This is a genomic window from Phormidesmis sp. 146-12 (assembly GCF_052939495.1).
This window is the reverse complement of sequence record NZ_JBJPHS010000001.1, coordinates 103,402-129,146: the sequence shown is the minus strand read 5'-3', so window position 1 is coordinate 129,146 and position 25,745 is coordinate 103,402. Positions and strand designations below refer to the sequence as shown.

Annotated in this window: 22 protein-coding genes; 11 read left to right on the top strand and 11 right to left on the bottom strand. The window is 48.5% G+C overall.

Annotated elements, in window-relative coordinates; genetic code table 11:
• Window positions 1–192: 192 nt before the first annotated feature.
• Complete coding sequence (locus tag ACKFKF_RS00480) at window positions 193–795, top strand: Uma2 family endonuclease (protein WP_446859394.1); 603 nt, start codon at window positions 193–195, stop codon at window positions 793–795.
• Between the two features lie 196 nt (window positions 796–991).
• Here ACKFKF_RS00480 and ACKFKF_RS00475 read toward each other — a convergent pair whose 3' ends face one another.
• Window positions 992–1,720 (bottom strand): Bax inhibitor-1/YccA family protein, encoded by a 729-nt coding sequence (locus ACKFKF_RS00475; RefSeq protein ID WP_446865888.1) that lies wholly within the window; start codon window positions 1,718–1,720, stop codon window positions 992–994.
• A 302-nt stretch (window positions 1,721–2,022) separates the two neighbouring features.
• Entirely contained in the window at window positions 2,023–2,208 is a 186-nt protein-coding gene (locus ACKFKF_RS00470) for a hypothetical protein (RefSeq protein WP_446865887.1), read from the bottom strand.
• A gap of 348 nt (window positions 2,209–2,556) precedes the next feature.
• Between ACKFKF_RS00470 and ACKFKF_RS00465 the strand changes: the two genes are divergently transcribed.
• The 3 genes from ACKFKF_RS00465 (at window position 2,557) to ACKFKF_RS00455 (ending at window position 5,903) form a co-directional block, all read left to right on the top strand.
• Window positions 2,557–3,132 carry a YqeG family HAD IIIA-type phosphatase gene (locus tag ACKFKF_RS00465; RefSeq protein ID WP_446865886.1) on the top strand — a complete coding sequence of 192 codons (576 nt, stop codon included), beginning with the start codon at window positions 2,557–2,559 and terminating at the stop codon, window positions 3,130–3,132.
• Window positions 3,132–4,502 carry a hypothetical protein gene (locus ACKFKF_RS00460; protein WP_446865885.1) on the top strand — a complete coding sequence of 457 codons (1,371 nt, stop codon included), beginning with the start codon at window positions 3,132–3,134 and terminating at the stop codon, window positions 4,500–4,502. Before ACKFKF_RS00465 ends, ACKFKF_RS00460 begins: the two co-directional genes overlap by 1 nt.
• A 138-nt stretch (window positions 4,503–4,640) precedes the next feature.
• Window positions 4,641–5,903 (top strand): O-antigen ligase family protein, encoded by a 1,263-nt coding sequence (locus tag ACKFKF_RS00455; RefSeq protein ID WP_446865884.1) that lies wholly within the window; start codon window positions 4,641–4,643, stop codon window positions 5,901–5,903.
• 293 nt (window positions 5,904–6,196) lie between these two features.
• Here ACKFKF_RS00455 and ACKFKF_RS00450 read toward each other — a convergent pair whose 3' ends face one another.
• The 8 genes from ACKFKF_RS00450 to ACKFKF_RS00415 form a co-directional block, all read right to left on the bottom strand.
• Window positions 6,197–7,453 (bottom strand): glycosyltransferase family 4 protein, encoded by a 1,257-nt coding sequence (locus tag ACKFKF_RS00450; protein WP_446865883.1) that lies wholly within the window; start codon window positions 7,451–7,453, stop codon window positions 6,197–6,199.
• Between the two features lie 19 nt (window positions 7,454–7,472).
• Window positions 7,473–8,669: a glycosyltransferase gene (locus ACKFKF_RS00445; protein WP_446865882.1), complete on the bottom strand. Its 1,197-nt coding sequence runs from the start codon at window positions 8,667–8,669 to the stop codon at window positions 7,473–7,475.
• 126 nt (window positions 8,670–8,795) lie between these two features.
• Entirely contained in the window at window positions 8,796–10,028 is a 1,233-nt protein-coding gene (locus tag ACKFKF_RS00440; RefSeq protein ID WP_446865881.1) for a glycosyltransferase family 4 protein, read from the bottom strand.
• Complete coding sequence (locus ACKFKF_RS00435; protein ID WP_446865880.1) at window positions 10,001–11,338, bottom strand: glycosyltransferase family 4 protein; 1,338 nt, start codon at window positions 11,336–11,338, stop codon at window positions 10,001–10,003. Before ACKFKF_RS00435 ends, ACKFKF_RS00440 begins: the two co-directional genes overlap by 28 nt.
• Window positions 11,325–12,380 (bottom strand): NAD-dependent epimerase/dehydratase family protein, encoded by a 1,056-nt coding sequence (locus tag ACKFKF_RS00430; protein ID WP_446865879.1) that lies wholly within the window; start codon window positions 12,378–12,380, stop codon window positions 11,325–11,327. The genes ACKFKF_RS00435 and ACKFKF_RS00430 overlap by 14 nt, the downstream gene beginning before the upstream one ends.
• A 365-nt stretch (window positions 12,381–12,745) precedes the next feature.
• Window positions 12,746–13,981, bottom strand: a complete 1,236-nt coding sequence (locus ACKFKF_RS00425) for a glycosyltransferase family 4 protein (protein ID WP_446865878.1) — start codon at window positions 13,979–13,981, stop codon at window positions 12,746–12,748.
• 41 nt (window positions 13,982–14,022) lie between these two features.
• Window positions 14,023–15,102 carry a glycosyltransferase family 2 protein gene (locus ACKFKF_RS00420; protein WP_446865877.1) on the bottom strand — a complete coding sequence of 360 codons (1,080 nt, stop codon included), beginning with the start codon at window positions 15,100–15,102 and terminating at the stop codon, window positions 14,023–14,025.
• 38 nt (window positions 15,103–15,140) lie between these two features.
• On the bottom strand, window positions 15,141–16,925 hold the full coding sequence (locus tag ACKFKF_RS00415; RefSeq protein WP_446865876.1) for an ABC transporter ATP-binding protein: 1,785 nt from the start codon (window positions 16,923–16,925) through the stop codon (window positions 15,141–15,143).
• Between the two features lie 591 nt (window positions 16,926–17,516).
• On the opposite strand from ACKFKF_RS00415, the gene ACKFKF_RS00410 reads away from it, so the two are divergent.
• From ACKFKF_RS00410 to ACKFKF_RS00390, 5 genes are all read left to right on the top strand, one after another.
• Window positions 17,517–18,482 carry a glycosyltransferase family 2 protein gene (locus tag ACKFKF_RS00410; RefSeq protein ID WP_446865875.1) on the top strand — a complete coding sequence of 322 codons (966 nt, stop codon included), beginning with the start codon at window positions 17,517–17,519 and terminating at the stop codon, window positions 18,480–18,482.
• 291 nt (window positions 18,483–18,773) lie between these two features.
• On the top strand, window positions 18,774–19,742 hold the full coding sequence (locus tag ACKFKF_RS00405) for a glycosyltransferase family 2 protein (protein ID WP_446865874.1): 969 nt from the start codon (window positions 18,774–18,776) through the stop codon (window positions 19,740–19,742).
• A 97-nt stretch (window positions 19,743–19,839) separates the two neighbouring features.
• Window positions 19,840–20,691: a glucose-1-phosphate cytidylyltransferase gene (gene rfbF, locus ACKFKF_RS00400; protein WP_446859377.1), complete on the top strand. Its 852-nt coding sequence runs from the start codon at window positions 19,840–19,842 to the stop codon at window positions 20,689–20,691.
• Window positions 20,615–21,664, top strand: a complete 1,050-nt coding sequence (locus ACKFKF_RS00395) for an NAD-dependent epimerase/dehydratase family protein (RefSeq protein ID WP_446865873.1) — start codon at window positions 20,615–20,617, stop codon at window positions 21,662–21,664. The genes rfbF and ACKFKF_RS00395 overlap by 77 nt, the downstream gene beginning before the upstream one ends.
• 9 nt (window positions 21,665–21,673) lie before the next feature.
• Window positions 21,674–22,891 (top strand): methyltransferase domain-containing protein, encoded by a 1,218-nt coding sequence (locus ACKFKF_RS00390; RefSeq protein ID WP_446865872.1) that lies wholly within the window; start codon window positions 21,674–21,676, stop codon window positions 22,889–22,891.
• A gap of 78 nt (window positions 22,892–22,969) precedes the next feature.
• Here ACKFKF_RS00390 and ACKFKF_RS00385 read toward each other — a convergent pair whose 3' ends face one another.
• Window positions 22,970–23,101 (bottom strand): hypothetical protein, encoded by a 132-nt coding sequence (locus ACKFKF_RS00385; RefSeq protein ID WP_446865871.1) that lies wholly within the window; start codon window positions 23,099–23,101, stop codon window positions 22,970–22,972.
• Between the two features lie 51 nt (window positions 23,102–23,152).
• Here ACKFKF_RS00385 and ACKFKF_RS00380 point away from each other — a divergent pair, with 51 nt between their 5' ends.
• Window positions 23,153–24,196 (top strand): glycosyltransferase, encoded by a 1,044-nt coding sequence (locus tag ACKFKF_RS00380; protein WP_446859374.1) that lies wholly within the window; start codon window positions 23,153–23,155, stop codon window positions 24,194–24,196.
• Between the two features lie 257 nt (window positions 24,197–24,453).
• A complete protein-coding gene (locus ACKFKF_RS00375) occupies window positions 24,454–25,689 on the top strand; it encodes a methyltransferase domain-containing protein (RefSeq protein ID WP_446865870.1) in 1,236 nt (411 codons plus the stop codon).
• Window positions 25,690–25,745 lie beyond the last annotated feature (56 nt).

Sequence of the window (25,745 nt, the reverse complement as noted above, 5' to 3'; positions counted from 1 at the left end):
AATTAATCGCTGTTTTTTGCAATCTGCCAGCAAGTCTAGCTTCTCTAAAATCACTTGACCAATGAGAAGATTATCTTTAATAGATCGATAATGGCTTTAACCTAGCACTCTAGACTCAGAATCTTCTCAAATCAAGGGTTAGACCAGAAGCCGCTATAATCCAACTATCGAGGCGATTTTACGCTAAAGCTTATGAATCTCCCAATCACCAAAAGTCCGAGTCAGCCTACCGTCAAGCGTTTCACTGTAGACGAATATCATCGTTTGAGTGAGCTTGGTTTTTTTGCGGAGGGCGATCGCATCGAATTAATCCGAGGAGAACTGGTCTATATGGCAGCAAAAGGAACTTCTCATGAGGTCTGTTTGACCAAGCTGATTCGAGCGTTGCCTCAACTGCTGTCCGACCGTGCAACTGTAAGATGTCAGTCTCCTATTATTCTCTCTAACAGTGAGCCAGAACCCGACTTTACGATCGTTACAAATCGTTCTGATGACTATTTAGAGTCGCATCCAAAGCCAGAAGATGTATTGTGGTTGATTGAGCTTTCTGACGCTTCTCTGACGTATGACCAGGAGACAAAGCTAAATCTCTATGCAGAACACAATATTCAAGATTATTGGATTTTTAATCTACTCGAAAATGTTCTAGAAACCTATCGTGAGCCTTATCAAAAATCGCAGGGATTTGGTTATCGAGTTAAGCGGGTCTTGTTGCCAAATGAAGGGCTTACTCTTCCTTATTTCCCTGATCTAACGCTGGATTTGTCTAAAGCCTTTCCGACCAAACTCACTTGATCATCGCAACGGTGGAGTCAGGGCGACCTGGCACCAGACGTTGATCTTTGCAATCTGCCAGGAAATCTAATAATTCCGTGACTCCAAACAGAAGTATCCTAACTCTTCCTTCAGTATAGAAAGAAAGTAGAAAAGAAAAAGAGACGCAACGAATTACGCCTCTCTTACAAATAATTCAATGATTTGAAATCAAGAATTAGTCACGACCGTTAATCGCAATCAGCAATCGCAGAATGAACACAAACAGATTGATGTAAGTCAAATACATCGACAGCGCAGCAGGGAGATACTGTTCATCGGTGTAAGTGCGCGGCAGAATAAAAAAGTCAACCACCGCAGAACCGACAAATAACAGAACACCGATCGCTGAGATAGCTACTTCTAAGAATCCAGGAGTGTATATCCCAAAGACCGATAGAAGGAACTGACCCAACAGCACGACACACAGCGCGATGATGCCTAGCTGAATCGTTTTTGACAGCGCCATCCCGTCTTCTTCGGACAGATTGGAGCCGATCGGTTTTGCTGCAATAAACGTGACACCACAGCCCAAAGCCGCAAATCCCACTCCTGCAATCCCGACTCCCGAAGTTTGCAGTGCTAAAAAGACCAACCCACTCAGGGTATAGCCCGACAGCAAACTATAAGTTGCCAACAACGGCAGTGCAACGCTATTGTTTCCTTTTTGGGCAACGCTAGAAGCCACGAAAAACAAAATCAATTCGAGAATAACTGCCCCAATAAACGTGGGCATAAAAATCTGCGGATTGTTGGCAATGACTGTCAGACCGCCGTAAGTGCCCAACGCCGTGAGCATCAGACCGCCGCCCAACCAGGGAAGGGCATTGGCAATCACGTTAGGGCCGACGAGCGCCTGCCCCTTCGCATCGCGGATCGCTTGACGGAAATTACTGGTATTACTCATGTGCTTCCAGGTAAATAGAGTTTGTCATTCTTCTATTTTCCTCCGATTTTTGAGAATCGACCAAAAAGTATCAAGAAAATAAAGGATGTGAGCCTGTTACAGTAATGCTCGTTGCAGCAGCCACAATTGAACTGCTCACTTACATCTATTTTTTGCTGCCTTTGTCTAAATACACCTTATAGATATAGCTATCCTATTTGAGTTGTGAGAACTTGGTTATCAACATTGTTGCTGCCATAAGAAAATTTACCTTTAACCCGCGCCCCCAAACTTGTAGCCCAGCGACGCATTGATGCCATACCTCAGCCTAAAGTCAATTTCAACATTGATCGATCGCAGGGTGGTTTGCTTAAAAAATCTGGCGTTTCCACTGACTGCTCCATGCCCGATCGCCGTTGAGCAGATGTAGACGGGAGCGTTTCTAAACTTTGAGCAACCTGTGTCTGAGCCACGATTGGTTGAAGCGCGTCTTGAGTGTGCTGATTCAAATCTAAATAGCTTGTCAGTATTCGTTTGAGTATTACGACTCGCGACGGGTCGAGCTAATTTTGAATTCTAATAAAGGTCTGAAATTCTTAAAGATTTTGTAAAAGCTCCCCTCAACTTTGGGTTTTAGAACTGTCATCCCGTACCATCTCCTGTAAAAGATAGGTCAGTAGAATTGCGGCCGCTTCCCTTTTAGAGTCAGCGCTTTTGCTGAGAAAAGTTCGTGGAGTGCGTTGATCTACTGAGCTTTAGCGAATTCAGCCATGTGGCAATTAAAAAGTAGTTGAATAATTAAGCTCTCTATTGAATCGGGAAAGAACTTATGGTGATTCGTCAACCTAAAGAAGCTGATGAATAATTGGCAAATCAAACTGAGAAAAGTAGCGGCTCGTCGCTCCAAATTTCCGCTTCCCCGGTACGTTCACACCCTTGCCGAAATCGAGCCAGACCTTTTGCAGTACCATCGCATCAAAGGAATCATTCTCGACTTGGATAATACAGTGGTGTCAGAAGACGATCGCTACCTCGCCCCCCACGCCGAAACCTGGATTGCTACAGCCCAATCATTGGGATTCAGCTTCTTCATTCTCTCCAACGGTAAACGTCAGCACCGCGTTGATTATTGGTCAGATCGCCTCAAAATGCCCACCCTTAGTCCTGCTCGCAAACCCTTTCCGCGCAGCTTTCGATGCGCCCTGCGATCGATGGGGCTACCCTCCAGTCAGGTTGTGGTGATCGGCGACAGTTTGCATACCGATTTAATTGGGGCGTGGATTGTGGGATGTCGATCGATTCAAGTTGCGTCTCTCCCCCATCCGCCTCGCTGGTGGGAAAAAATTGCGGGCTGGCTGATTCAAAAACCCTACACTCGACCTCAAGAACTATGGAACTTTTCGGAGCAGGAATACTCTCGTAAACAGGTTTGATGACGACGATCGCACCTCAACTTCTCGATCCAGGGTCAACTACTAGAGTCAAGCAAATGATTTCTACCATGCTCAAAGACATCTCAAAACCTCGCCAAGATCTGCTGGCGGTGATGCTGGTTGGAAGTGTGAGCGGACTGATTACTTATTGGCTGGCTCATCAAATTCCCGCTAATCTTTACAACTTCTTTGATGTTTGGTTTCAAGCTGATCTGCCGCTGCAATTTCAACGGGCTGCCTACCCAGTTCACCAAGCTCACTACACCAAGCTGCACCCCTTGTTTTCGCTGGTTGTCTTTCCGGTGGCTGCGGTGTTTCGACTCATTCTAGGGGTTGACGTGATTGAGTCGATTCGGCTGTTGGTAAGCCTGGTAGCAGGGGTTTGGAGTGGCGTTCTGTTTCTGGTTGTGCGAAATATGGGTTGCCGTTTGCTGGATGCCAGTTTGTTGACCTGTGTGGCGATCGTCAGTGCGACTTCTCTATTTTGGGGAACGATTTTAGAAACCTGTCAGTTTGCTGCGTTGGGATTTTTGCTAACGTTTTGGGTGGCGTTGGTCAGTGAATCTCGTCCCGTTTCGCCCATCTGGTACGTTGTTGCGAATGTCGTTGCGTTAGGATTTACCATCACTAACTGGCTCACAAGTCTTATCGCTACGCTGATCTACAAAACCTGGAAACCTGCGCTAGGCATTCTATCAGCAACGGTGGGTCTGGTGCTGGTGCTCTATGTGATTAAAGGTCTAATTTTGCCAGTCGGATCGGCAACCATGCCACCTGCGGCTCAAGCTTCATTGACGCTGACAAGTACCGCCTCTTCAGAATCACCCGTCCAAAAAACTCGGCTTAAATTTCTGACCGTCCCTTCTCCTGAGCGCATTGGGCAAGTTTTGGGTGCTGCGATCGCTCACACAATGGTTATGCCAGAGGTTATGCCAGAAACCACAAAGCTCCCTCACGCTAATTCTCCCGAACTGTTGAGCATCCAGCGATCGCGACCGGGATCAGGCAGTGTTTTGGGCGGAGTCGCTGTCGGGTTGTGGACAGCCATTCTAGGTTTGGGCGTTTGGAATTTCTTTAAGGTCGATCGTAACCCACGATTCAAGCTCGTCCTAGGAGCATCTGTTGTGACGCAGTTGGGACTCTTTATTCTCTTTGGTGAGGAAACCTTTCTCTATGCGCCTAACTTTTTGGCTCTGTTGCTGCCCGTTGCCGCCCTGAGTACGATCGGTCAAACTCGTAAAGTCGCCCTGGGTTTGATTCTTTGTCTATTGCTGAGTGCAGGCCTCAATAATTTCTGGCAATTTCAAGAGACAACCGCTCTCCTAAACCAGGCTCAATACAACGCCCTTGCGTCACGATCGTCTTTCTAGTCGTCCGTCAACAATGCAGTCAACAATGCAGTGAGAAATCTTAATCCCCCCAACCAATAGAAGCAATTCTTTCATCCCTAATCCCTAATCCCTAATCCCTCCCCCAAAGTACCAGCATCCTACTTACCCAAAACGCCCATGAACTTCTCACTTATTCTCCTCACAGCCAGCGCCCTGATTTGCGGCATCGTCGATGCAGGCACTCGCCTTCGAGGAGGTTCGTTTAGCATTCAAGCTGGTTGGACAATTTTACTGGGGGTGTTCAGCCTCGCGTTTGTGGTTCTACGAGCCAAGATCCCTAAGCAAGTTATAGGGCCAGGTGCTCTACTGATGGGATTTCTCAGCTTAGGGGTCGCCTCACTTGTATTTGACCCCGCCGACCTCAATCTTTCATTACGCGATCAGGCTCAAAGTTTACTGGTGTATTGTGGCTTTGTTGGGTTGCTGCTGCTGGGGGCGATCGAGACTTATCGAGCAAAAGATCAGCTCTGGTATTTGCACACGGGATTCCATCGAGCCTGTCAGTGTGCTGGGCTGATTTATGCCGCGAGTCTGGTCGCAGGGCCGGGGAGCAATCTGTTTATTGGGGCGCGATCGTTTGCGCTGTTTGCTTTGATTGCCGTCTCCTGGTTTTTGGCCAGCGCCCGTTACCGATACTCCAAAGATTTGCTGTGGGCGATTATTTTGATTGCCTTGATTGGCATGAGTTTGTCACGCACCGCTACTGTAATCGCGCTTGTGATCTTTCCGTTCTCACGAATCTCGCCGCACAACTATAAAACCTGGATCAGATTCTTTTTGTGGGCAGGCTTTATTGCTCTGGTTGCTTATCTAGCCTTCAATTTTGTTGAACCGATTCGGGCACGCTTTACAGAAGTGGGAGACAGCGGTCAAATTGGGGGCATAAGCCTCAACACGTCGGGGCGAGAATATTTATGGCAGGCGGTGCAAAACTCGATCGCCAGAGCGCCGCTGTTTGGGAAAATCATTGGGTTAGGGCCGGGCGCGACCTCACTGGTGATTGAAGGGGGACAACCTCACAATGACTATTTGCGGCTACAGCATGATTTTGGCTATCTGGGACTCAGCTTTTGGGGACTCGGCTACGCTTGGCTCATTGCCATCACGTTCAAATCCTGGCTGTGGGCCGATCGCTACGATCGTGACAATGCCCATGTTCAACTTGCGGCTTTCCTGGCGCTGGTCAGCATTGGGCTTTCGATGGTTACAGACAACGTGATTGTTTATGTGTTTGCGATGTCTCCTCTGGGGCTATTGACCGGAACGGCGATCGGTCTGCAAGCAGCGCACTACAGAATGAGAAATCAATATCTTCAAGAACTGCGATCGCTGCCTGACAAATCTGAGACCGAGGAGTGGACAGTCGCCGAGCAGCCTTAAATGAGTCTTAAATGAGTGCGTATTCAACACGGCAAATTGTGAACTAAAATGCCTGTCTTAACGTGGATTCGAGCAAATTTTTCGCTGCGGTTGTGAATCCAGGCAGCCCCCTAAATTCCCCACGAGTGAGGGACTTTGAACCCAAGATCTTGTCTGAAAGTCCCCCAATTTTGGGGGGTTGGGGGGCAGAAGCGCTGGACAACAAAGCGAGAAGATTTCATCGAATTCACGTCAAAATTGGCAGCTTGGAGAGCAGAAGCCATCAGCAACGAAGCGAAAAATTCTCATTGAATTCACGCTGACTTAGGTGAGTCTTTAGAAGCTTGCGTGAGTTCCTGGTAGATTTGGGTGAATCGCTGCTCCTTGCTCTCCAAGCTGTAGGCTTCTCGAATCCGCTGCTGTCCGGCTTGACCCATGCGATCGCGCAACTCTGAATTATGAGCCAGTTTTTTCATCGCCTGCGCTAAATCTTGAATCGCTTGTTCAGGAGATTGAGCCGCTACCTTGATTCCTACTTCATTTGTCACCATCTCACCGGGCCCGCCTAAATTGAGACAGAGGATTGGGCGGCCCGTCGCCATCGCCTCAATGCACACCCATCCGCCTGAGTCGTGCAGACTGGGATGCACCAACACATGAGATTGCCCTAACTTTTGCAGGGATTCTTCTCTTGACAGGCGCTCCCAAAACTTAACCTGGTGGGCAATGTTCAAAGATTCTGCTAAATTTTCTAACCGCTGCTGCTCTGGCCCGATACCCAAAATCCAATACTCAGCGTCAGGGAGATTGGCCTCCGCAAAAGCCTGTAAACCCAGGTGAAACCCTTTCCAATGCAGCAATCGACCCATGCTGATAAAGCGGATCGGCGCATCTTTGACCGCAGACTGCTGTTTTAATTGATTGATTTCTAAATCAGGGAGGCTGAGCGCGCTCATCACTTCGACAGACCGGGCCCCCAGCTTGTACAGTCGTTTTGCGGTGTCATCGGTGGTGGCCCAGACGATCGCACTTCTCCGAATCGTCATCTTCACAAACGGGTCAAACTCTCCTATCCGTTGGGCGGCCGCCCGCACAATTTCATAGATTTTATTCTTGAGGCTAAAGTCTTTCCAAAAAGGCTGAGGCGCTAACTCTGCACCACCCACCGGCCCCAACACAAAGGGAATCGGCAGCAGCGACAAAAAACTGGGACTCTGATATTTTCCATAAGTAACATGGTGGACGAGATCAAACTGGATGGCTTGATGCAGCGATCGCCCCACAAAATATGCCCAGATCTGCCACAAATAGTAGTGTAAATGCACCCCCACTAAAGGACGTTTACCTTCTTGACTCCAGTCATAAACCCAGCCCAGCGGATCAAGGTAAGCCACCTTAAGATTGGGAATCGGATTTTTGGCCAATTCTGCTTCGATAGCTGCCCGATGGGTATTGGAGGTCAAAATGCAAACCTGGTGATGCTTGGGGATAGCCTGCGCCATGTTCCAACCGATTCCTGGTTCAGAACCGCGGTTTGGTTCACAGGCATAAGCAGATAGCAAAATTTTCATAAACGTGAAAGTTAAATGACTAAAAATCAACTCTGGCAGGCAGATGAGACGGAGACGATTTTGTAGAAGTTTGAGAGGCCGAAAAGCCACAAAGAGACTGATATTGCTCTAGAGCACGGGCGGCGATCTGGTTCCATTGCAGGTACTCTAGCGCATAGCGTCGTCCTCGCAAACCGAGATTCTGCCACTCACCGCGACGCTGAAATAACTGCAAAAGTCCGGCTTTGATTGCCTCAGTTTCTGGTGCAACCACGACTCCACACCCACTCGATTGGACATGGGGCGCAATTCCCGCAACTTCTGACACCAACAAAACGCGACCCGCTAACATCGCCTCCAATGCGGACAAACTGAACCCCTCAAATCGAGAAGTCAAACAAAAGATATCGCGATCGCCCATCAGCATAGAGGGTGAGTTTTGATAGTCTGCTTCTAAGAAGGTGACGCGATCGTGAATGCCGAGTCGAATGGACTGGGTTTGCAGGGAGGCGCGATCGCCCCAGTCCGGCCCCTGAATTTCGAGCGTCGCGTTTGCAACCTGGACAATCTCAGCAAAGGCATTCAGTAAAATATCTAATCCTTTGTTGTAGGCATCTAATCGACCCAAAAAGAACAGTCGAGGCGGGCGATTACTTGTCCAGTTCAGCGTCGCTTCGGGGTGAACATCCTGGGGTGAAAAACCGTTGGAGACTTCCACGATCGTGGTGGCAATGCCTAGGTGTCTCAGCCATTCTCCATGTCGGCAATCCAAAACCTGCACGGCCTTGGCCTGTCTCAAAAGCCGCCGCTCTATCAAATACCAATATGTCCACTTGAGAAAAGACTTGGTGCCAAAGATGGCTGGATGATAGGGATCGTGAGGAGCAACCACATAGGGAATGCGCGATCGCATCAAGCAGCGAGACATTGCATAGACGCTGAGGTGAAAAATGCCGTTGAGAATTACCAGATCTTCAGCATAGATGTGATGTTGAATATATCGCTTGAGGGCAGCGGAAAGGCTCAGAGACGGATGAGTGTTGGGACTTGCAAAACAGCGAATTCGGTAGCCTGCTTCTGTCTGAAAACACCCCGGTGTTGTCCCTTCACAGAGAATCGTCACACTCACCCCACAAGATGCCAAACCTGATGCCAAACCGTGAACTGCCTTAGAAGTGCCCTCATGAGCAGGATTTTCCTGAGCCGGAAAGTGCTTGAGATACAAGTAAAGATTCATTCAATCTGACCCATTTTGCGATCCCTTCCATCCAAGAAAACAGTCTCAGGAAGCAGTTCCAGACACCAACGCCTGCGGTTTCCTCCCTCCTCCCTCCTCCCTCCTCCCTCCTCGCGCAGCTCTCCCTCACCGACCCTTGTGAGCAAATTCCACGACCTGAGTTAGAAACTGGGCAACTCCTTCAGGCTCATAGCTTTCGATGATTTGCTGCGATCGCGCTCCCATCGTTGGCGCAAGATTGGGATCTTTGATAAACCGACTCATCCGTTCTGCCAGTGCTTCGGGGTCATTGGGATCGATCACATAGCCGTTTTCACCGTCTGCTACCATCTCGGCGGCTCCCGCACAGTTTGAGCAGAGGATAGGTTTCCCAAACACCATTGATTCCAAAACGACCATGCCCCAGGTGTCTTCTAGCGTTGGCAAAATAAACACATCGGCGTTGCAGAAATAGGAGCCAAGCTCGTCATAAGCGACCCACCCTTCCCAGCGAACGTTGTCAAGTTCTCGATTGCGGCTGAGGATTTCTAGCTCATCGCGATCGCAGCCATCCCCTACCACGACCAGCGTGTAATCTTGATAGCCCCAGGCTCGCAAAACGGCACAGGCTTCGAGCAACAAATGTAAGCCCTTACGACGAATCAGTTGCCCAACAAACAGAAAAACTGGGCGTGAGGCATCTTTAAAGCTGTCAGGTTCTCGCTCTTTGACGCGACCTAGGAGGGCTTGTGCGTCGGGCACTTCATAGGGTCGAGCAAAAACGCGCTCTGGCGGGGTCTTGAGAACATCAATCAGATAAGTCTGCCCTGCGTCGCTGTTAGTAATGTAGGCATCCGTAAACTGAATCATGCGCCGCCGAAAAAACAGCCGAATCGGATCGTCTAAAAAGTCAAAGGCCGGAGAACAGCCCTCATAAGCAATGATGACGCGCCAGCCCGCGATCGGCTTTAACAACAGGATCAAAAGCGTCCACATTGAGAAGCCACTCGCAAAAATCACATCGGGTCTGAACCGCAGCAACTGGGGAACAATGCGAGGCGAGGCAACGGTGATATTTCGCACATATTGCCCAGTGTCGGCTTCGGTCGGAATGAACTTTGTCTCTCCAACAATCTCAACCGTAAAAGCGTTCTCAAACCCTGGGGCAAACCCAGTCCAGACTCCTGTAAAAATCTTGGTCTGCTTAATTCGCTTAGTAAACTGAGTAAAAACCGGATGCCAGTAGCTACCCAGAGCCAGCGAAGGAAACACCCACGCCACCTTGAGATTGGCAATGTCTGACTCGATCGGGGTTTCAGGATGGGGTAGAGGCGAGTTAGTGGGCGACTTTGCTAGAGCGTTTGAGGCTGACCTGTCCATATCGTTTCAAAAATAACGTTGGCGAATCGTTGGGCTGAGTTTTGGGCGGCGAATGTCTGCATTTTTTGGCGATCGCCCATCTGGTCTATGGGGTTTCGCAATAGAGACGTTATCCCGTTTGCAATGGCGTGAGGGTCAGTAGAATCGACGGCAACTCCTAACTGGTGGCGACGAGTAATCTCGCCCATTAATCCATAGTTGGACGCTAAAACAGGCTTTTGAGCCGCGGCTGCTCTGACTAAAATGGCGCTCATTCCTACATGGCGCTGATAAGGTGCCAGTACCGCATCGGCTAGTTGAAAGTAAGGCTGAATGTCGCGATCGATCACAAACTGATGAGACCCCACAATCTGAACGGGCAGCGATCGCCGAAGCGACTCAATCTGACCGTCGAGTTGAGGTTTTTCTGCGGGGTCGATCGGGCCGACTAGCAGGAGACAGAGTTGCTGACAATCTTCAGGAGGGAGTCGCGCGATCGCCTCTAATAGCTGATGGATGCCTTTGCGCCCATCCAATGCACCAAACAACAAAAAGACTTTTCTGTGTGGCTCGATGCCTAAGCTTACTTTCAGGCTATCTGTAACTTCAAGCGGTTGATCATAGATTTGCACAGGATCAGGCAAATAGACAGGCTGCACGTTGGTGTGAAACTGCTCCCAGTGTTCTAGGACAAAGGGATCGAGACAAAACAGGGTTTGCAGTTGAGGATTTGCCAACACGCGGTTCATCAAAACCTTGTCGCGCAACTGTTGTGCCCAATCGTGGCGAGACGAATGATTCTCGAAACTGGGGTAGTGAAACGTGGGACGAAAATAGATTCCAGAAAACGAGCAGGGCAGCGTCGCCCCCAGCGCTAGAGGAAACTGTCGAGTGTCAAAGTAGGGGATCAGACAGTGATCCGATTTCAGCGTTGTTGCATAGTGCCGCAGCAGCTTCCATTCTTGAAAGGCGCGAACGAACCGAGATCGGGCCGACGAGCGAGGACTAAGAACCGCCGCCTCTGAGGGAGCGATCGCCCTAAATTGAATTCTAGAATGGTCTCCCGCTTCCGCTACGACCTCTGAGTGCCGCTCCAAAAATTCTGGCGAAACCACGACATCTAGATGCCCGATCAGCGATCGTTCTCGCCAATAGCGCACGAGATGCTGAATGTATCCCGGATAGTGCCCGCCAACCGAAAGCTCAAACATCATCAGCCGCGAATCAGGGGTGCGGTTTGACTGAGTATTCAGAGTTGGGGGTTGAGTGTTGAGCGACCCTAAAGCCTCCCGTTCTTCTGGGCTGCGATCTCCGACTTCAGGCATTAACATAGCGGGATTGCTCCACCGTGACGATTTCTTGCAGAATGTCGGTAACGCTGCGCGTCAGATGCCAGTTGGGAAAATGGGCTTTAAGCTTTCGCAAGTCGGACATGTAGCAGATGTGATCGCCGATGCGGTTTTCGTCCATGTAGACCCACTTCATTTTGCGATCGGTCAGCTCTTCAACCACGTCAAAGGCTTCGAGAATCGAAATGCTGTTTTCTCGGCCGCCTCCCAGGTTATACACTTCACCCGGACGGGGACTGTTGCGAAACGCTTCAAACGCCTGGATCACGTCGTAGCTGTGAATGTTGTCTCGCACCTGCTTCCCTTTGTAGCCAAATACTTTATAGGTGCCGCCGTTAATTGCGACTTTCACCAGGTAAGAGAGAAACCCATGTAGCTCAACGCCCGAATGAGACGGCCCGGTTAGACAACCCCCACGAAAGATGCCCACATTTATGCCAAAGTAGCGTCCATACTCTTGAGCCACAATGTCGGCTGATGCTTTAGAAGCGCCAAATAGGGAATGGAGACAGCGATCAATGCGACAGGTTTCTGGGATGCCGTGATAGTCTGACTGGTTGGCATAGTCGTAGCGCTTTTCGAGTTCTACCATTGGCACTTCGTTAGGAGCGTCGCCGTAGACCTTGTTGGTGCTCATGTGGATGAAGACCGCTTCGGGACAAAACTGGCGAGTCGATTCTAGAAGATTGATGGTGCCGAGGGCGTTGACTTCAAAGTCGAGAATGGGAATCTGGCAGGCTTTGTCGTGGGAGGGTTGGGCTGCACAGTGAATGATCAAGTCAAACTTGTGAGTGCGAAATAGCTCAAACAGACTTTCTCGATCGCGGATGTCGATCGTGTAGTGTTCAAACTGGCTGGTTTTTTGCTGGAGACGGCTTAAATTCCAGGTAGTGTCGCCTTGAGCGCCAAAAAACTCAGCCCTCATATTGTTATCGACTCCGACGACGTGATGCCCCTCTCGATCGTAATATTCCACTGCTTCAGACCCAATCAAACCACTCGAACCCGTCACTAAAACTCGCATCTAAGATCACTCCTGGATTCATTACGGAATAGATTTCACCCTGGGAAGAACGATCTGCCTGATTGAGCCGAGACGCGATCGCTGAGAATCTGCGCCCAGAATTGTTCAGGGATTCGCCAAATGTCTACACCAAGTAACGCTATTAAATCAGCCAGCTTTGTGATTTTGCTAGGGATTGTCGGCGGTTTCACTGCTTCTTTAAGGAATGAACCTGACACTTTCCGGTAAATTCACGAATTCTGAACCCGGCTGACTGTAATATTTGTGACAAAAGTAAAGAGAGTGTAAGTGTGATCGCGTAATCAGGTTTGACTTACCCTATCGCTTTTTGTTTAGGGTAGAACTGTGACTGGGTTAACAACCTATTAAATCTTTGACGCTAAGAGGGTTTGAAACAACCGTTGGTAGCGATCGGCTTGCAGCTTGACGCAAAAGGCTCGGAGGGCTTTTTCTCGTGCAGATTGAGAGAGGAGTTGGCGGCGATCGTCCGCTTCTAGCACCCAGGCGATCCCCCGCGACAGATCCTCAATCTCAAACGGTTTTGCCAGATAGCCATTTTGCTCGTGATCCACAATATCTCTCAGCCCGGTCGCGTCAAAAGCCACAACAGGTGTGCCACAGGCTAACGATTCAGAAGCCGTTTGCCCAAAAGACTCTTGCAGCGAAGGCACGACCATCACATCGGCAGCAGAGTAAGCCAGCGCCAACGTCACATCGTCTGCCAGCTTGCCCAGGTAGTGCGTTTTGAAGTCTAAGCGGGCGGAATCAGACTGAGATGTGCCAAACAAGACCACTTCGCTCTGCGCTGCCCAACCCGACTGACTCAAGTTTTGTAAAGCGGGCAACAAGAGATGAAATCCTTTGCGCTTGTCGGTCATGGCTCCGGGTGCGCCAAACAAGATGAGTTTTTTGTCCTGTGGCAAATTCAGAACTTCACGCGCGATCGACTGAGGAATCGGACGATATTTTTCGGTATCTAATCCGCCGTTGATCACCTCGATTTGCCGCTCTTTAAACAGAGAACTTTTAGCCGCACAGTCGGCAATCCATTGACTGGGAGCGACCAGACTTAAGTTCAACTGTTTCCAGGCACGGGACTTGCGCTGCCAAATCCAGCGAGACAGATCAAATTCTCGATGACTTGCCAACTGAGGGCAACTTCCGCAATTGGACTGGTAACGATCGCACCCTTCGTTGTAGTTACAGCCTCCCGTCATCGGCCACATGTCGTGCAGCGTCCAGACGAGCGGTTTGTTAAATTGGGCGATCGTTTCGATTTGTAGAAAGCCGTTGCAGACCCAATTGATATTGACCACATCGGGATTGATTTGGCGTACCGCAGACCGCAGATCGTCAGGCAACCACTGGGCTGAAAAAAGTGTCTGAGTTTTGGGATAGAGCTTGAGGGGAATGCCATTTAGGGGCGGCCCAAGCTTAGTCAAAATCGTTTTGTGAGCGGTCACCGTCTGATCACTGCTAAAGCGATCGCGCACCAGCATTGAGGAATCTACGCCGATCGTCTGCAATCCTTGATGAAGCCGATATGCGCCCCGTGCTGCCCCTCCGTTGATATCAGACTCGTTGAGCAGTAGCACCTTCATAATTCTTATTTAAAGTTCTCAGTGAATATTTTGATTGATTTTTAATCAGTGGTGGCGGCTTCAGAACTTGGAGCAGAGGGATAGGCGGTTGTTACAGGAATGCTGCGAATCGTTTTTGAGGGTTCTGGAATGAAGGGAGTCCCCCAGGTAAGCTGAAAGTATTTTCGCATCAAGCGACGAAGGCTTCTACGAACCAGGCGATGGGGCACCCAAACCGTCGAGGCGAGAATATACAAAACGCCCTGTTGATGAACCTGAGCATTAAAAATGCCCTGCTCAAACCCCAACGACCAGATTTCCAGCGCTTCTTTTTTGAATCCTTCACTCGCAAGGGGGTCAATAAACCCGAAGTAAAGCCCACCAATTCGGTGTCTGCGCTGTTTGGTTAATAGTCCTGCTCGATCGAGATTTTTCTGCAATTCAATCAGCAATTTTTTGTGAGAGTTGAGATGCGCCGTGCCTCGTGCTTTGTCGCTGACTGATCCAGCGTGACAGACTCGCCAAAAACAATCTGGATAAGGGAATTTTTGATAGTTGAAACCCAACGCAAGCGCACGAATATGATATTCGACATCCTGCCAGCTTGAGAGTGCTTCATGCCAATCCCCCAATCGATTTAGAGCGTCTTTTCTCCAAATTGGACACATGGTTTGCCAGGGCAAATCAAAAGAGAGAAAACGATCGACATCTTCGACTTCTTTATCCACATTCAAAAGTAGCTGTAAGTCGTTAGGATGCTCCCGAAAAATGATGCAGGGAAACACTCCAAAATCAAGTTTGGGTGACATCTCCATACAAGAAAATCTCTTTTCTAAAGCATCTTGGGACAGACAATCGTCTGAGTCTAGATAAATCAAATACTTGCCTTTTGATAATCTCGTTCCCAGGTTGCGACAGGCAGGTGCGCCCGAAGGTGTCTCAGACCGTTTGACATAGCGAATTCTGGGATCAATTTGGTTCAGTTGAAGAACCTGTAATTCGGTGTCATCTTGAGAACCGTCATCAACGACTAATGCCTCCCAGTTTTCAAACGTTTGCTGCTGTAAAGAAGTTAGCGCTTCTAGTAACAGAGTCGCCCGATCGAGGGTGGGGATAATGACAGAAATCTCAGGTGAATTCATGGGCAATTGTCAAGTTTTAAGCAAGTTTTGAACCAGCATTAGGATTGAGCCGAAGCCTGTTTACTCAGCACGACCTCTTGATAGCTTCCTGACTTGGTAATGCGTCCTTTTTCAACTTGATAGATGCGATCGCAATGTTCCAAAGTTGTCAATCGGTGAGCAATGAGAATAATTGTTTTGCTGCCTCCTAATGATTTAACGGCTTCACTGACTAAACTTTCGGTCTCATTATCTAATGCGGCCGTGGCTTCGTCTAAAATGAGCAGTTGGCGATCGTGATAGAGCGCTCTAGCAATTCCAATTCGTTGCCGTTGCCCCCCTGATAACCGAACGCCTCGTTCTCCAATAACGGTGCCGATTCCTTCAGGTAGTTGCTCTACCAACTCAGTTAATTGAGCGACTTGAATAGCTTGAATTAGCTTCTCTTGATTGATGAGATGGTCGGGAACTCCAAAGGCAATGTTTCGCTCTAACGTGTCGTCGATCAAAAAGATAGATTGTGGCACATAGCCAATCAGATTTTGCCAGGCTCTAAGATTGTTGTAAACAGAAACGCCGTCTACTTTGATATCTCCACTTTCTGGCGTTAGCAGTCCTAAAATGACATCGACTAGCGTTGTTTTCCCGGCACCCGATCGCCCAATCAGCCCAATTGATTCTCCTTTTTTTAAGGTTAGAGAAATTCGATCCAGCGCCTCTTCTTCAACGTTGGGATAGCGATAGGTGATCTGATCTAAAACAAGCTGTTCAGAAAATGGCATCGCCTGTTCTTTAGATCTTTCTGGTAACTTTGGTGACTGCTTTTCTAGAGACTGTAGATCAAAGTAGAGCTTGTCCATTGAGTAGCTGGCATATCGCACATCATTGAGCGAGTTAACCACATTGCCAACCGCTGGCAGCAGGCGAATAGAAGCCATCGCAAAGATGCCCAAAACCGAGCTTAAACTTTGACTATTTGCCGGATTAAAGACTAAAAAGATGGCGGTAAAGCCGACTAAGAAAGTGATGAGAAAGGCTTCGATCGCATAGCGAGGCAAATTAGTAAACGACATGTGCGCCGCACTCGAAACGGCAAATCGATCCATCTGAACGCTGGCTTGTTCTTCAAAATAACCTTCACAACCAATCACCCGAACTTCTTTGAGTCCACCTAAACTGTGATTGATAATTCGCATCATCTCTTCGTAGGACTCCGATCGTTCCTTCCCCCAAAAAACGAGCTTGTGTCTAAACTGATAAAACAACCCAGATGCCAACAACACGATGCCAATAATAATAAACATCGCCATTGAATTGGTGCTAACTAATAGAAAGATGATCGCCAGCGTGACCACACTATTAGAAATTGCAAACAACATCGGCATCACAACTTTGTAGCTAAACAACTCAGTTTCGTTGAGCATGTTTTGCATCAAGGTCGATGAATTTCGAGTGAGGTGATAGGTGTAAGGGGCTGCTGAGTAGGCATGAAGTAACCGAGTACAAAGCTCTCCTCGCTGCTTGAATCCAAACTCAAAAATGTATCTTTGAATGTAAAAACTCAAGAATGACTTTAAGTAGAAGATTCCAACCACCACCAAGCCGACCGCAATCAAAAAATTAAATTCTTGACCTGGTGTAAATCCAAAGCGTTGATAGAGCCAACTCAGTCGCTCATTTTGTTCAATAAACTTCAAATTGGTGGCGATCGAAATGAAAGGGCCAACCAGTCCAATCCCCAGGGTCTCTAATAAAGAAGTAAATATAAATAGAGACACGAGCAGAAATAATTGGTTTCTTCGTTCTCCCAGAAGATAGAAAAACTTGGACAGATAACTCATCATCTGGTCAGCACCTCATTGCTTGTAAAAAATAGTCCTGTTGTGAGTCTCAATTTAGCAGCGGTGTACTGGGGAAAGTTGCCACTTTTCATGGTTCATTTTCTATGAAAGGCCTCTCAATTTGACAAGACTGAGCAGGGTAATTACGGAAGATCTTCAAGGAAGTCAGCATGATTTGTAAGCCACATTTTGGTTGGCGAAAACCTGAGTTTTCAAGACTTTAATCGATTTGATGGCCTTCTAAAAACGTTTCAACAGGCGCAATTGCTTCAAAAATGACTTCACTTGATCTTCATAGAGGGGTGCGCTGCTCAGGGGGTCTGATTGGTTTGCTCAGTATATCAACTACCACAGAGGCAATCGTGTTTTCTTGGAGTAGAAAAGAGGCTTTCTCCAAACATAATGTATTTTTTCGGTAAAGACCCCGTAGAAGCACTGGCTTTTCTCACGCGCTTTTTGATAATCGTGGAAAGCACAGGTCATTCAGTTTCGCGATCGTCCCGTTTCTCAATTTGCGATCGCGCTTGTACTCAAGTTGCATAAATTTTAAGCATAAGTTTTAGCAATCATGCTGCATCAGAAGGATCTCAGATGATGGATCAAACAAATAATCGTACCCGTGTCAGTATTGGCGTTCCTGTTTACAACGGGGATAACTATCTGGAAGCGGCAATAGACTCGCTGCTCGCCCAGACTTTCAAGGATTTTGAAATTATTATTTCAGACAATGCTTCGAGCGATCGCACTGAAGAAATCTGTCGATCCTACGTGGCAAAAGATGCCCGAATTCGCTATTACCGCAACGAGGTCAACCTGGGAGCCGCCCCCAACTTCAACTGCCTAATTGACTACGCTCAGGGAGAATATTTCAAATGGGCTGCCCACGACGATATTCATGAGCCGACCTATCTAGAGCGCTGTGTCGAAATTCTCGATCGCGACCCCGGTGTGATTCTCAGTTATTCATGGACGCGATATATCGACGATCGAGGGCTGCTCTGTCCTGAAGTGTATGCGTTTGACGGCAAGCTGAGACTCAATTCTGAAAAGCCTCACGAGCGGTTTCACGATATTGCCTGCACTCATCAAGAATGCTTTCCGATCTTTGGGCTGATGCGGTTGAGTGCTTTGAGACAAGTGCCTCTCTATGGTTCCTATGGTCACGCAGATGGGGTGTTGCTGGCTCGAATGGCGCTGTTAGGTCGATATTACGAGATTCCAGAATATCTCTTTCTCTCCAGGCAACATGCAGAGCAGTCCTGTAAGGTTTTTGCCAAGGAAGACAGCGACTACGACTACTTTGAGTATGCTGCCTGGTATGACCCCTCCAAGACCGGAAAATTTACCCTGCCGCACTGGATTTTGTTTATCGAATATTGCCGATCGATTTTGCAAGCGCCCATTAGCTTTTCTGAAAAAATTACCTGTTTTCGTCAACTCAAAGTTTGGGTCAACTGCTATTGGACACATATGGTGAGAGACGTTTTGGGCGCGGTCAATTACTCGCTTCACTCTCTCAAGCAGGGCATGAGCCGTCATCAGCCTTCTCAGGCAAATTAGTCCAACCCGTCCGGTGTCGTCAAACAGGTCGATTTGCATTTCTGATTGCGATAGGGGAGTGATGAAAGCGATCGCGTAGCCTTCTAAGTCATCAGCCTGGAAGTCACAGAGACCTTAGGAAAAGAAAAGAAAAGAGAATTTTTTGGGCGATCGCTTTCAAGTTGGTCAGAGGATGTTGGCAAGAACGCCCACTTTTCTCAATTGGCTCTGTACAATTTCTCCATAAGATGATCAATTTGGTGTCAAGTTGTTGAAAGCTGCCCCCCTCAGCGATGTGGAGAAAATACCCAGATGACGCAGACAGTTCGTGTAAGCATTGGCATTCCTGTGTATAACGGTGAAAATTACTTGGAGGCAGCGATCGACTCGTTTCTAGCTCAGACGTTTAGCGACTTTGAACTGATTATTTCGGACAACGCTTCGAGCGATCGCACCCAAGAGATTTGTCGAGAATACCTGACAAAAGATGCGCGAATTCGCTACCACCGCAATGAGACCAATATTGGAGCCGCTCGCAACTATAACGGGCTGGTCGCGCTGGCAAGAGGCAAGTATTTTAAGTGGGCAGCCCATGATGATATGTGTGCGCCAACCTATCTAGAGAAGTGCGTTGAAGTGCTCGATCGCCATCCCGACATCATCAACTGCTATCCGTGGACTCAGTTTGTAGATGCGAAGGGTGACCCTGATGCGCGTCACTATGATTACGATGGCAAGCTGCGACTCAATTCTGAAAAGCCTCACGAGCGGTTTCACGATATTGTCTGCACTCATCAAGAATGTTTTCCGATTTTTGGGGTAATGCGAATCAGTGCGCTCAGGTCAATTCCCTTACACGGGTCGTATGGTCACGCAGATGGGGTGCTGCTGGCGCGATTGGCGCTGTTGGGGCGATATTATGAGCTTCCAGAATATTTATTCCTCTCCAGACAACACGCAGAGCAGTCCTGCAAACTGTTTGCCAAAGAGAATAGCGATCAGGATTACTTTGGCTACACGGTTTGGTTTGACCCCTCTAAGTCGGGTAAATTTATGCTGCCGCGCTGGACATTGTTTATTGAATACTGTCGATCGATTTTACAAGCCCCCGTCAGCAGCGCCGAAAAAATGGCCTGTCTGGGTCACATGCGCGAGTGGCTAAACTGCTACTGGAAACACATGGTGAGAGATGTTTTGTCCGCGACGAGTCAATTGTTGCAGGTCGGGAAGCCCGGAAGCAGTCCACCCAGCCCACCGAAACCGTCTCAAGTCAATGGCTAAATCCCAAAATCCAGCAGTGGTGTCGCACGGGTTTCATTAAGTTTGCTATGACAGCGTGCATCGTCAACAGTTTGGCATACCATTTGTGGGAGTTTTCATGAAAGTCGCAATTCTGGCAGGCGGATTGGGTTCTCGTCTTGCCGAAGAAACTGAAACCAGACCGAAGCCAATGATCGAGATTGGGGGCCGTCCGATTCTCTGGCACATTATGATGCACTACTCTACCTATGGCTTCAAGGACTTTGCGATCGCCCTCGGCTACAAAGGCGAAGTCATCAAAAAGTACATGGTGGACTATTGTTCGCTTAACAGCAATCTGACGGTAAATTTGCAAACTGGACAGATTGAAATGCACGGCGGCGTAAAGCCAGACTGGACGATCGACCTGATCGACACCGGACTCTCGACCCAAACAGGCGGACGAATCAAGCGACTGGCTCCCTATGTGGGCAATCAGACCTTTATGCTGACCTGGGGCGATGGCGTGTCTGATGTGGATCTGGGTGCACTGTTGGCGTTTCATCGATCACACGGAAAATTGGCGACTCTGACGGCAGTGCGTCCTCCGGCGCGGTTTGGCCATCTGCAACTGGATGGAGAGCAAATTGTCGAGTTTTCTGAGAAGCCTCAGATTGGAGAAGGCTGGATCAACGGCGCGTTTTTTGTGTTGGAGCCGGGAATTTTCGACTACATTGATGGCGATACAACCCATTGGGAAAAAGAACCCTTAGAGCGGTTGGCTAGAGATGGGCAGTTGATGGCTTACAAACATACGTCTTTTTGGCAATGTATGGACACCATTCGCGAGAAGAAAATTCTCGAAAGCCTCTGGGAAAGCGGCAAAGCACCTTGGAAAGTTTGGGGAGATCAGAATGCGAGTTTTGTTAACGGGGCACAAAGGCTACATCGGCACAATCATGACACCCCTGCTAATCGCAGCCGGGCATGAAGTCGTCGGATTTGATAGCGACCTCTATCAGCGCTGTACGTTTGGTGGCCGTATTCCCGAAATTCCCTGTCTACAAAAAGACATTCGTGACGCTGACGCGGCTGATCTGGCGGGATTTGAGGCAGTCATTCACTTAGCGGGATTGTCGAATGATCCGCTGGGCGATTTGAATCCTGACCTGACTTACGCAATCAACTACGCAGCCTCAGTGCATTTAGCAAAGCTGGCAAAATCAGCCGGGGTAGAGCGATTCATTTTCTCGTCGTCTTGCAGCAATTACGGAGCGGCGGGGGATACGCCTGTGAATGAAACTTCTGACTTTAATCCTGTCACGCCCTACGGTTCTTCAAAAGCGATGACCGAGCAGGCAGTGACGAAGCTGGCAGACGATCGCTTCTCTCCCACCTTTATGCGAAGTGCGACGGCCTATGGAGTTTCGCCTCGATTGCGCTTTGATCTGGTGTTAAACAATTTAGTCGCATGGGCCTTTACGACGGGCAAGGTGTTGATCAAAAGTGACGGCACACCCTGGAGACCGATCGTTCACATTGAAGACATTTCTCGCGCCTTTCTCGCGGTACTGCACGCGCCTCGTGAACTGGTTCATAATCAGGCGTTTAACGTGGGACGGACAAGCGAAAATTACCGGATTCGAGACATTGCTGAGATTGTGAGAGAAACCGTTCCGGGATGCGAAGTAGAATACGCCGAGGATGCGGGCCCTGATCTGCGCTGCTACTGTGTGGACTGCGACAAAATCGCTCAAACGCTGCCTGAATATCAGCCCCAGTGGACGGCCCAAAAGGGAGCCGTGGAACTTTACAACACCTACCAAAAGGTGGGGCTAACGCTGGATGAGTTTGAGGGCGAAAAGTACAAGCGGATTGCTCACATCAAGTACTTGATCAATGATGGAATGCTCGATTCCAATTTGCGCTGGCAGAAGACGACGCTAACTGAGACGGAGTTGTAGAATTCACCCATGAGTCATCCTACTTGCCGTTCCTGTGGCAACCCTGATCTCGATATCATCATTGACTTTGGGCAAACGCCGCTTGCTGACGCGCTACTTACCCATCCCCAACAACCCGAACTCACCGCACGGCTCGATTTTGCCTTTTGTCCGGTCTGCTCGCTAACGCAGATTACAGAAACGGTGCCGCCAGAAATTCTGTTTTGTCGAGACTATCCTTACTTTTCCTCGGTTTCGCCGTCGCTGATGGAGCATTTTGGGCAGAGTGCCCGATCGCTGATCTCATCCCGGCACCTCAACGCTAACAGTTTGGTGATCGAAGCCGCCAGCAATGACGGTTACATGCTCAAAAATTTTGTAGAACAAGGCATTCCCGTTTTGGGCATCGATCCCGCTGACGGCCCAGCAACGGCTGCTCAAAAGGTAGGAATTCCCACGCTCAACACGTTTTTTAATCAAGAATTGGCGCGAGACCTACGATCGCAAAACAAAGTCGCAGATGTCTTTTTAGCGAATAATGTGTTGGCCCACGTTCCCGATCTCAACGGCTTTGTCGAAGGGATTCGCACGATTCTCAAAGAGACAGGAATTGCCGTAATGGAAGCTCACTATGTTGTTGATCTGGTCGATCACGGCGAATTTGACACCATTTACCATCAGCATTTTTGTTATTTCTCAGTGACAGCGCTCGATCGCTTGTTTCGTCGCCACCATTTATATCTCAATCATGTGGAGCGAGTTTCTGTCCACGGCGGATCGCTGCGCGTCTTTGTCGAGCCTGTAGAAGCGGTGCGCGAATCGGTAAAAATATTATTGGAGGAAGAAAAGAATCGTCACGTCGATTGCCTGGATTATTATTTGAACTTTGCCGATCGTATTCAAACCATCCGTCAAGATCTTCTCGCCATTCTGCGGAATCTGAAGCAACAAAATAAACGAATTGTAGCCTATGGAGCCGCCGCCAAAGCAACCACGCTACTCAGTTATTTTGGCATTGACCAGCAGCTAATTGATTACGTTGTGGATTTGAATCCGTTTAAGCACGGACGATACATGGGTGGAAATCACCTACCGATCTTTCCGACTGCCAAACTGTTAGCAGACCAACCCGATTATGTCCTGATTTTAGCCTGGAACTTTGCCGAAGAAATCATGCGCCAGCAAGCCGATTATCAGCAACAGGGCGGTCAATTTATCATCCCAATTCCATCTCCCAAAATTGTTTAGTCGAGAGCAATCGATCGCTGCTTAAACTTGACGCTTGTGTGTGTTATTAATCACTAACCCTGTTTGATCAGCACATACTTATCGATCGTAGAAGCCATACAACCAGAGCATTTTAGGCTTTCTCAACGAATAAACTAACGCTTCCTTTGCGCCTGATTTTTCATAAGAAGCTGCCATATCAGCGAAGTGTGGACGACAAGCCTTTGACACACAAAAGCTCCAGGATCGCCCCTATACTCACCTGAAAAGGAGGCGACAAACATGGATGCGAAAAAGTCAACTCTGGTTTCGATCGTCATTCCCAGCTACAACAATGCGTCATTTATTAGTGAAGCGATCGAGAGCGTCCTTGCCCAAACTTATCGTCCCATTGAAGTGATGGTCATTGACGACGGCTCCACCGACAACACTCGCGAAATTTGTGCCCGCTATCCCTCAGTTGCTTATCACTACCAACCCAATCAAGGGGTCAGCGTTGCCCGCAATCATGGGCTTGAGAAAAGTCGCGGATCGCTCGTACTGTTTCTGGATAGTGACGATCGCCTGCTGCCTGACGCGATCGCCACCAACGTCGCCTACCTGCAAACTCATACGGACGCTGGCTTTGTATTTGGGCTATCGAGACCCGTTGCGGCTGATGGCGCACTAATAGCCGACCCACAAGAGCCTGTTGAGACTGCCAATTATCAAGCACTGCTGCAAGCCAATTTGGGGATTTGCCCCTGTGGAGTTGTGTTGTTTCAGCGTAGCGTTTTTGAAGCGATCGGGCAGTTTAACCCCGCCCTCAGACTGGCTCAAGATTATGATCTCTATTTGAGAGTTGCCAGAGCCTTCCCCATTTATTGTCATAACCAATTAATTGCTGACTATCGCCAACATGCAGAAAATGCTTCAAGCCAGGCCACCCGGATGCTCAAGGCAGTTTTAGGCATCATCGATTCTCAGCAAGACTACATTCAAGCTCACCCCCACTACCAGGAAGACTCCGAAATTGGCAAAAAAAACTGGTCAAAATTTTGGGGATCTGTCCTTGCAGGCAAAGTTGGAAATGAAGCCAGAGCCAAGCGATTTGTACCTGCTATACGCACAATGTTGCTGCTAGTACGCTACCATCCCAGCGCTTTTCTCCAGTATCTAGGAAAGCTGAATCGGCTTATGGCTGTCTCGCTTCAAGTCAAAAACACGAAGAACAAGGTGCTTATCTTTAAATCGTCTGTGGACTACAAACTGAATGGAGTGGAATCCCTAAACTGTTTCCTGACAAGGCATTTTGAACAAGACACGCTAGACATTTTTAACCGTTAACAGAGTGAACCCTTCTAATTTTTCTGCATGTATTTTGAGTAAAGACTGTGCAGACTTGGGTAAAGATTACGTAGAAGTGCCGGACGTTGACTAGGAAATTCAGTAGAAGTACCGCAGACTTTAGACAGATGTTTAGAATCGTCCGAAGTTGTTAACGGACAGCATTGACTCTGGTAAATTAGGCTCGGCAAGTTGAGTCAAAACTTCCTAATTAAACCAGGTGATCTGAATGTTTTCCACTGCAAGGTGCACTGTCTATGAATAGTTCGAGTTGTCGATTTTGCGGATCTCCTCTGCACCACACCTTCGTTGATTTGGGCATGTCGCCGCTGTGTCAGACCCACATCACCCCCGAAGAACTCAACCACATGGAGCCGTTTTATCCGCTTCATACCTATGTTTGTGACAACTGTTTTCTCGTGCAGTTGCAAGAATTCGTCAGTCCCCAGGATATTTTTACTGAGTACGCTTACTTTTCGTCTTATGTAGATGCGCTGCTCAAAAATGCCAGTGACTACGCGGATCTGATGGTCGATCGCTTCCATCTCACCGCTGAAAGTCAGGTCACTGAGATTGCCAGTAATGATGGCTATCTGTTGCAGTATTTTCTCAAAAAAGGGATTCCTGTTCTTGGTGTCGAGCCTGCGGTGAATGTGTCTCAGGTGGCGATCGATAAAGGTATCCCGGTCGTTAATCGGTTTTTTGGCAAACAGACGGCGATCGAGTTAGCCGATGAGCGCGGCAAAGCAGACTTACTGTTGGGCAACAATGTTTTGGCCCACGTCCCCGACATCAACGATTTTGTCTCTGGAATGAAGGTTTTGCTCAAGTCTGACGGCGTGATCACGATGGAGTTTCCTCATCTGATGCGCCTGATGGCGGAAAATCAGTTTGACACCATTTATCACGAGCATTTTTCGTATCTGTCTTTTGCGATTGTTCAGAAGATTTTCGCGCATCATGGGCTGACGCTGTTTGACGTTCAAGAAATTCCCATTCACGGCGGCTCGTTGCGAATCTATGCCCGTCATGCCGAAGACAGTTCTAAACCTGTGGGAGAGCGCGTTACCGAGCTTTTGGCACGAGAAGACGCGGCTGGCTTTAACAAGCTAGAAACCTACTTTACCTTCACCGAGCAAGTCAAGGAAACCAAGCGCAAACTGCTGGAATTTTTGGTCACTGCGAAACAGAAGGGCAAAACGATCGCAGGCTACGGCGCTCCCGGCAAAGGAAACACGCTGCTCAACTACTGTGGCATTCGCACTGATTTTCTAGAATACACGGTCGATCGCAACCCATACAAACAGGGCAAGTTCACGCCAGGAACGCATATTCCCATCCTGTCGCCCGACAAAATTCGAGAAACCAAGCCGGACTATCTGCTGATTTTGCCCTGGAATGTCAAAGACGAAATCATGAATCAGGTTTCCTACATTCGCGAGTGGGGCGGACAGTTTGTGATTCCGATTCCTGAAGTCAAAATCTATTCTTAGTCGTCAATTCATCGTCGTCAATTCGTCGCTGTTAATTCAGCAATTTGAACTTACTA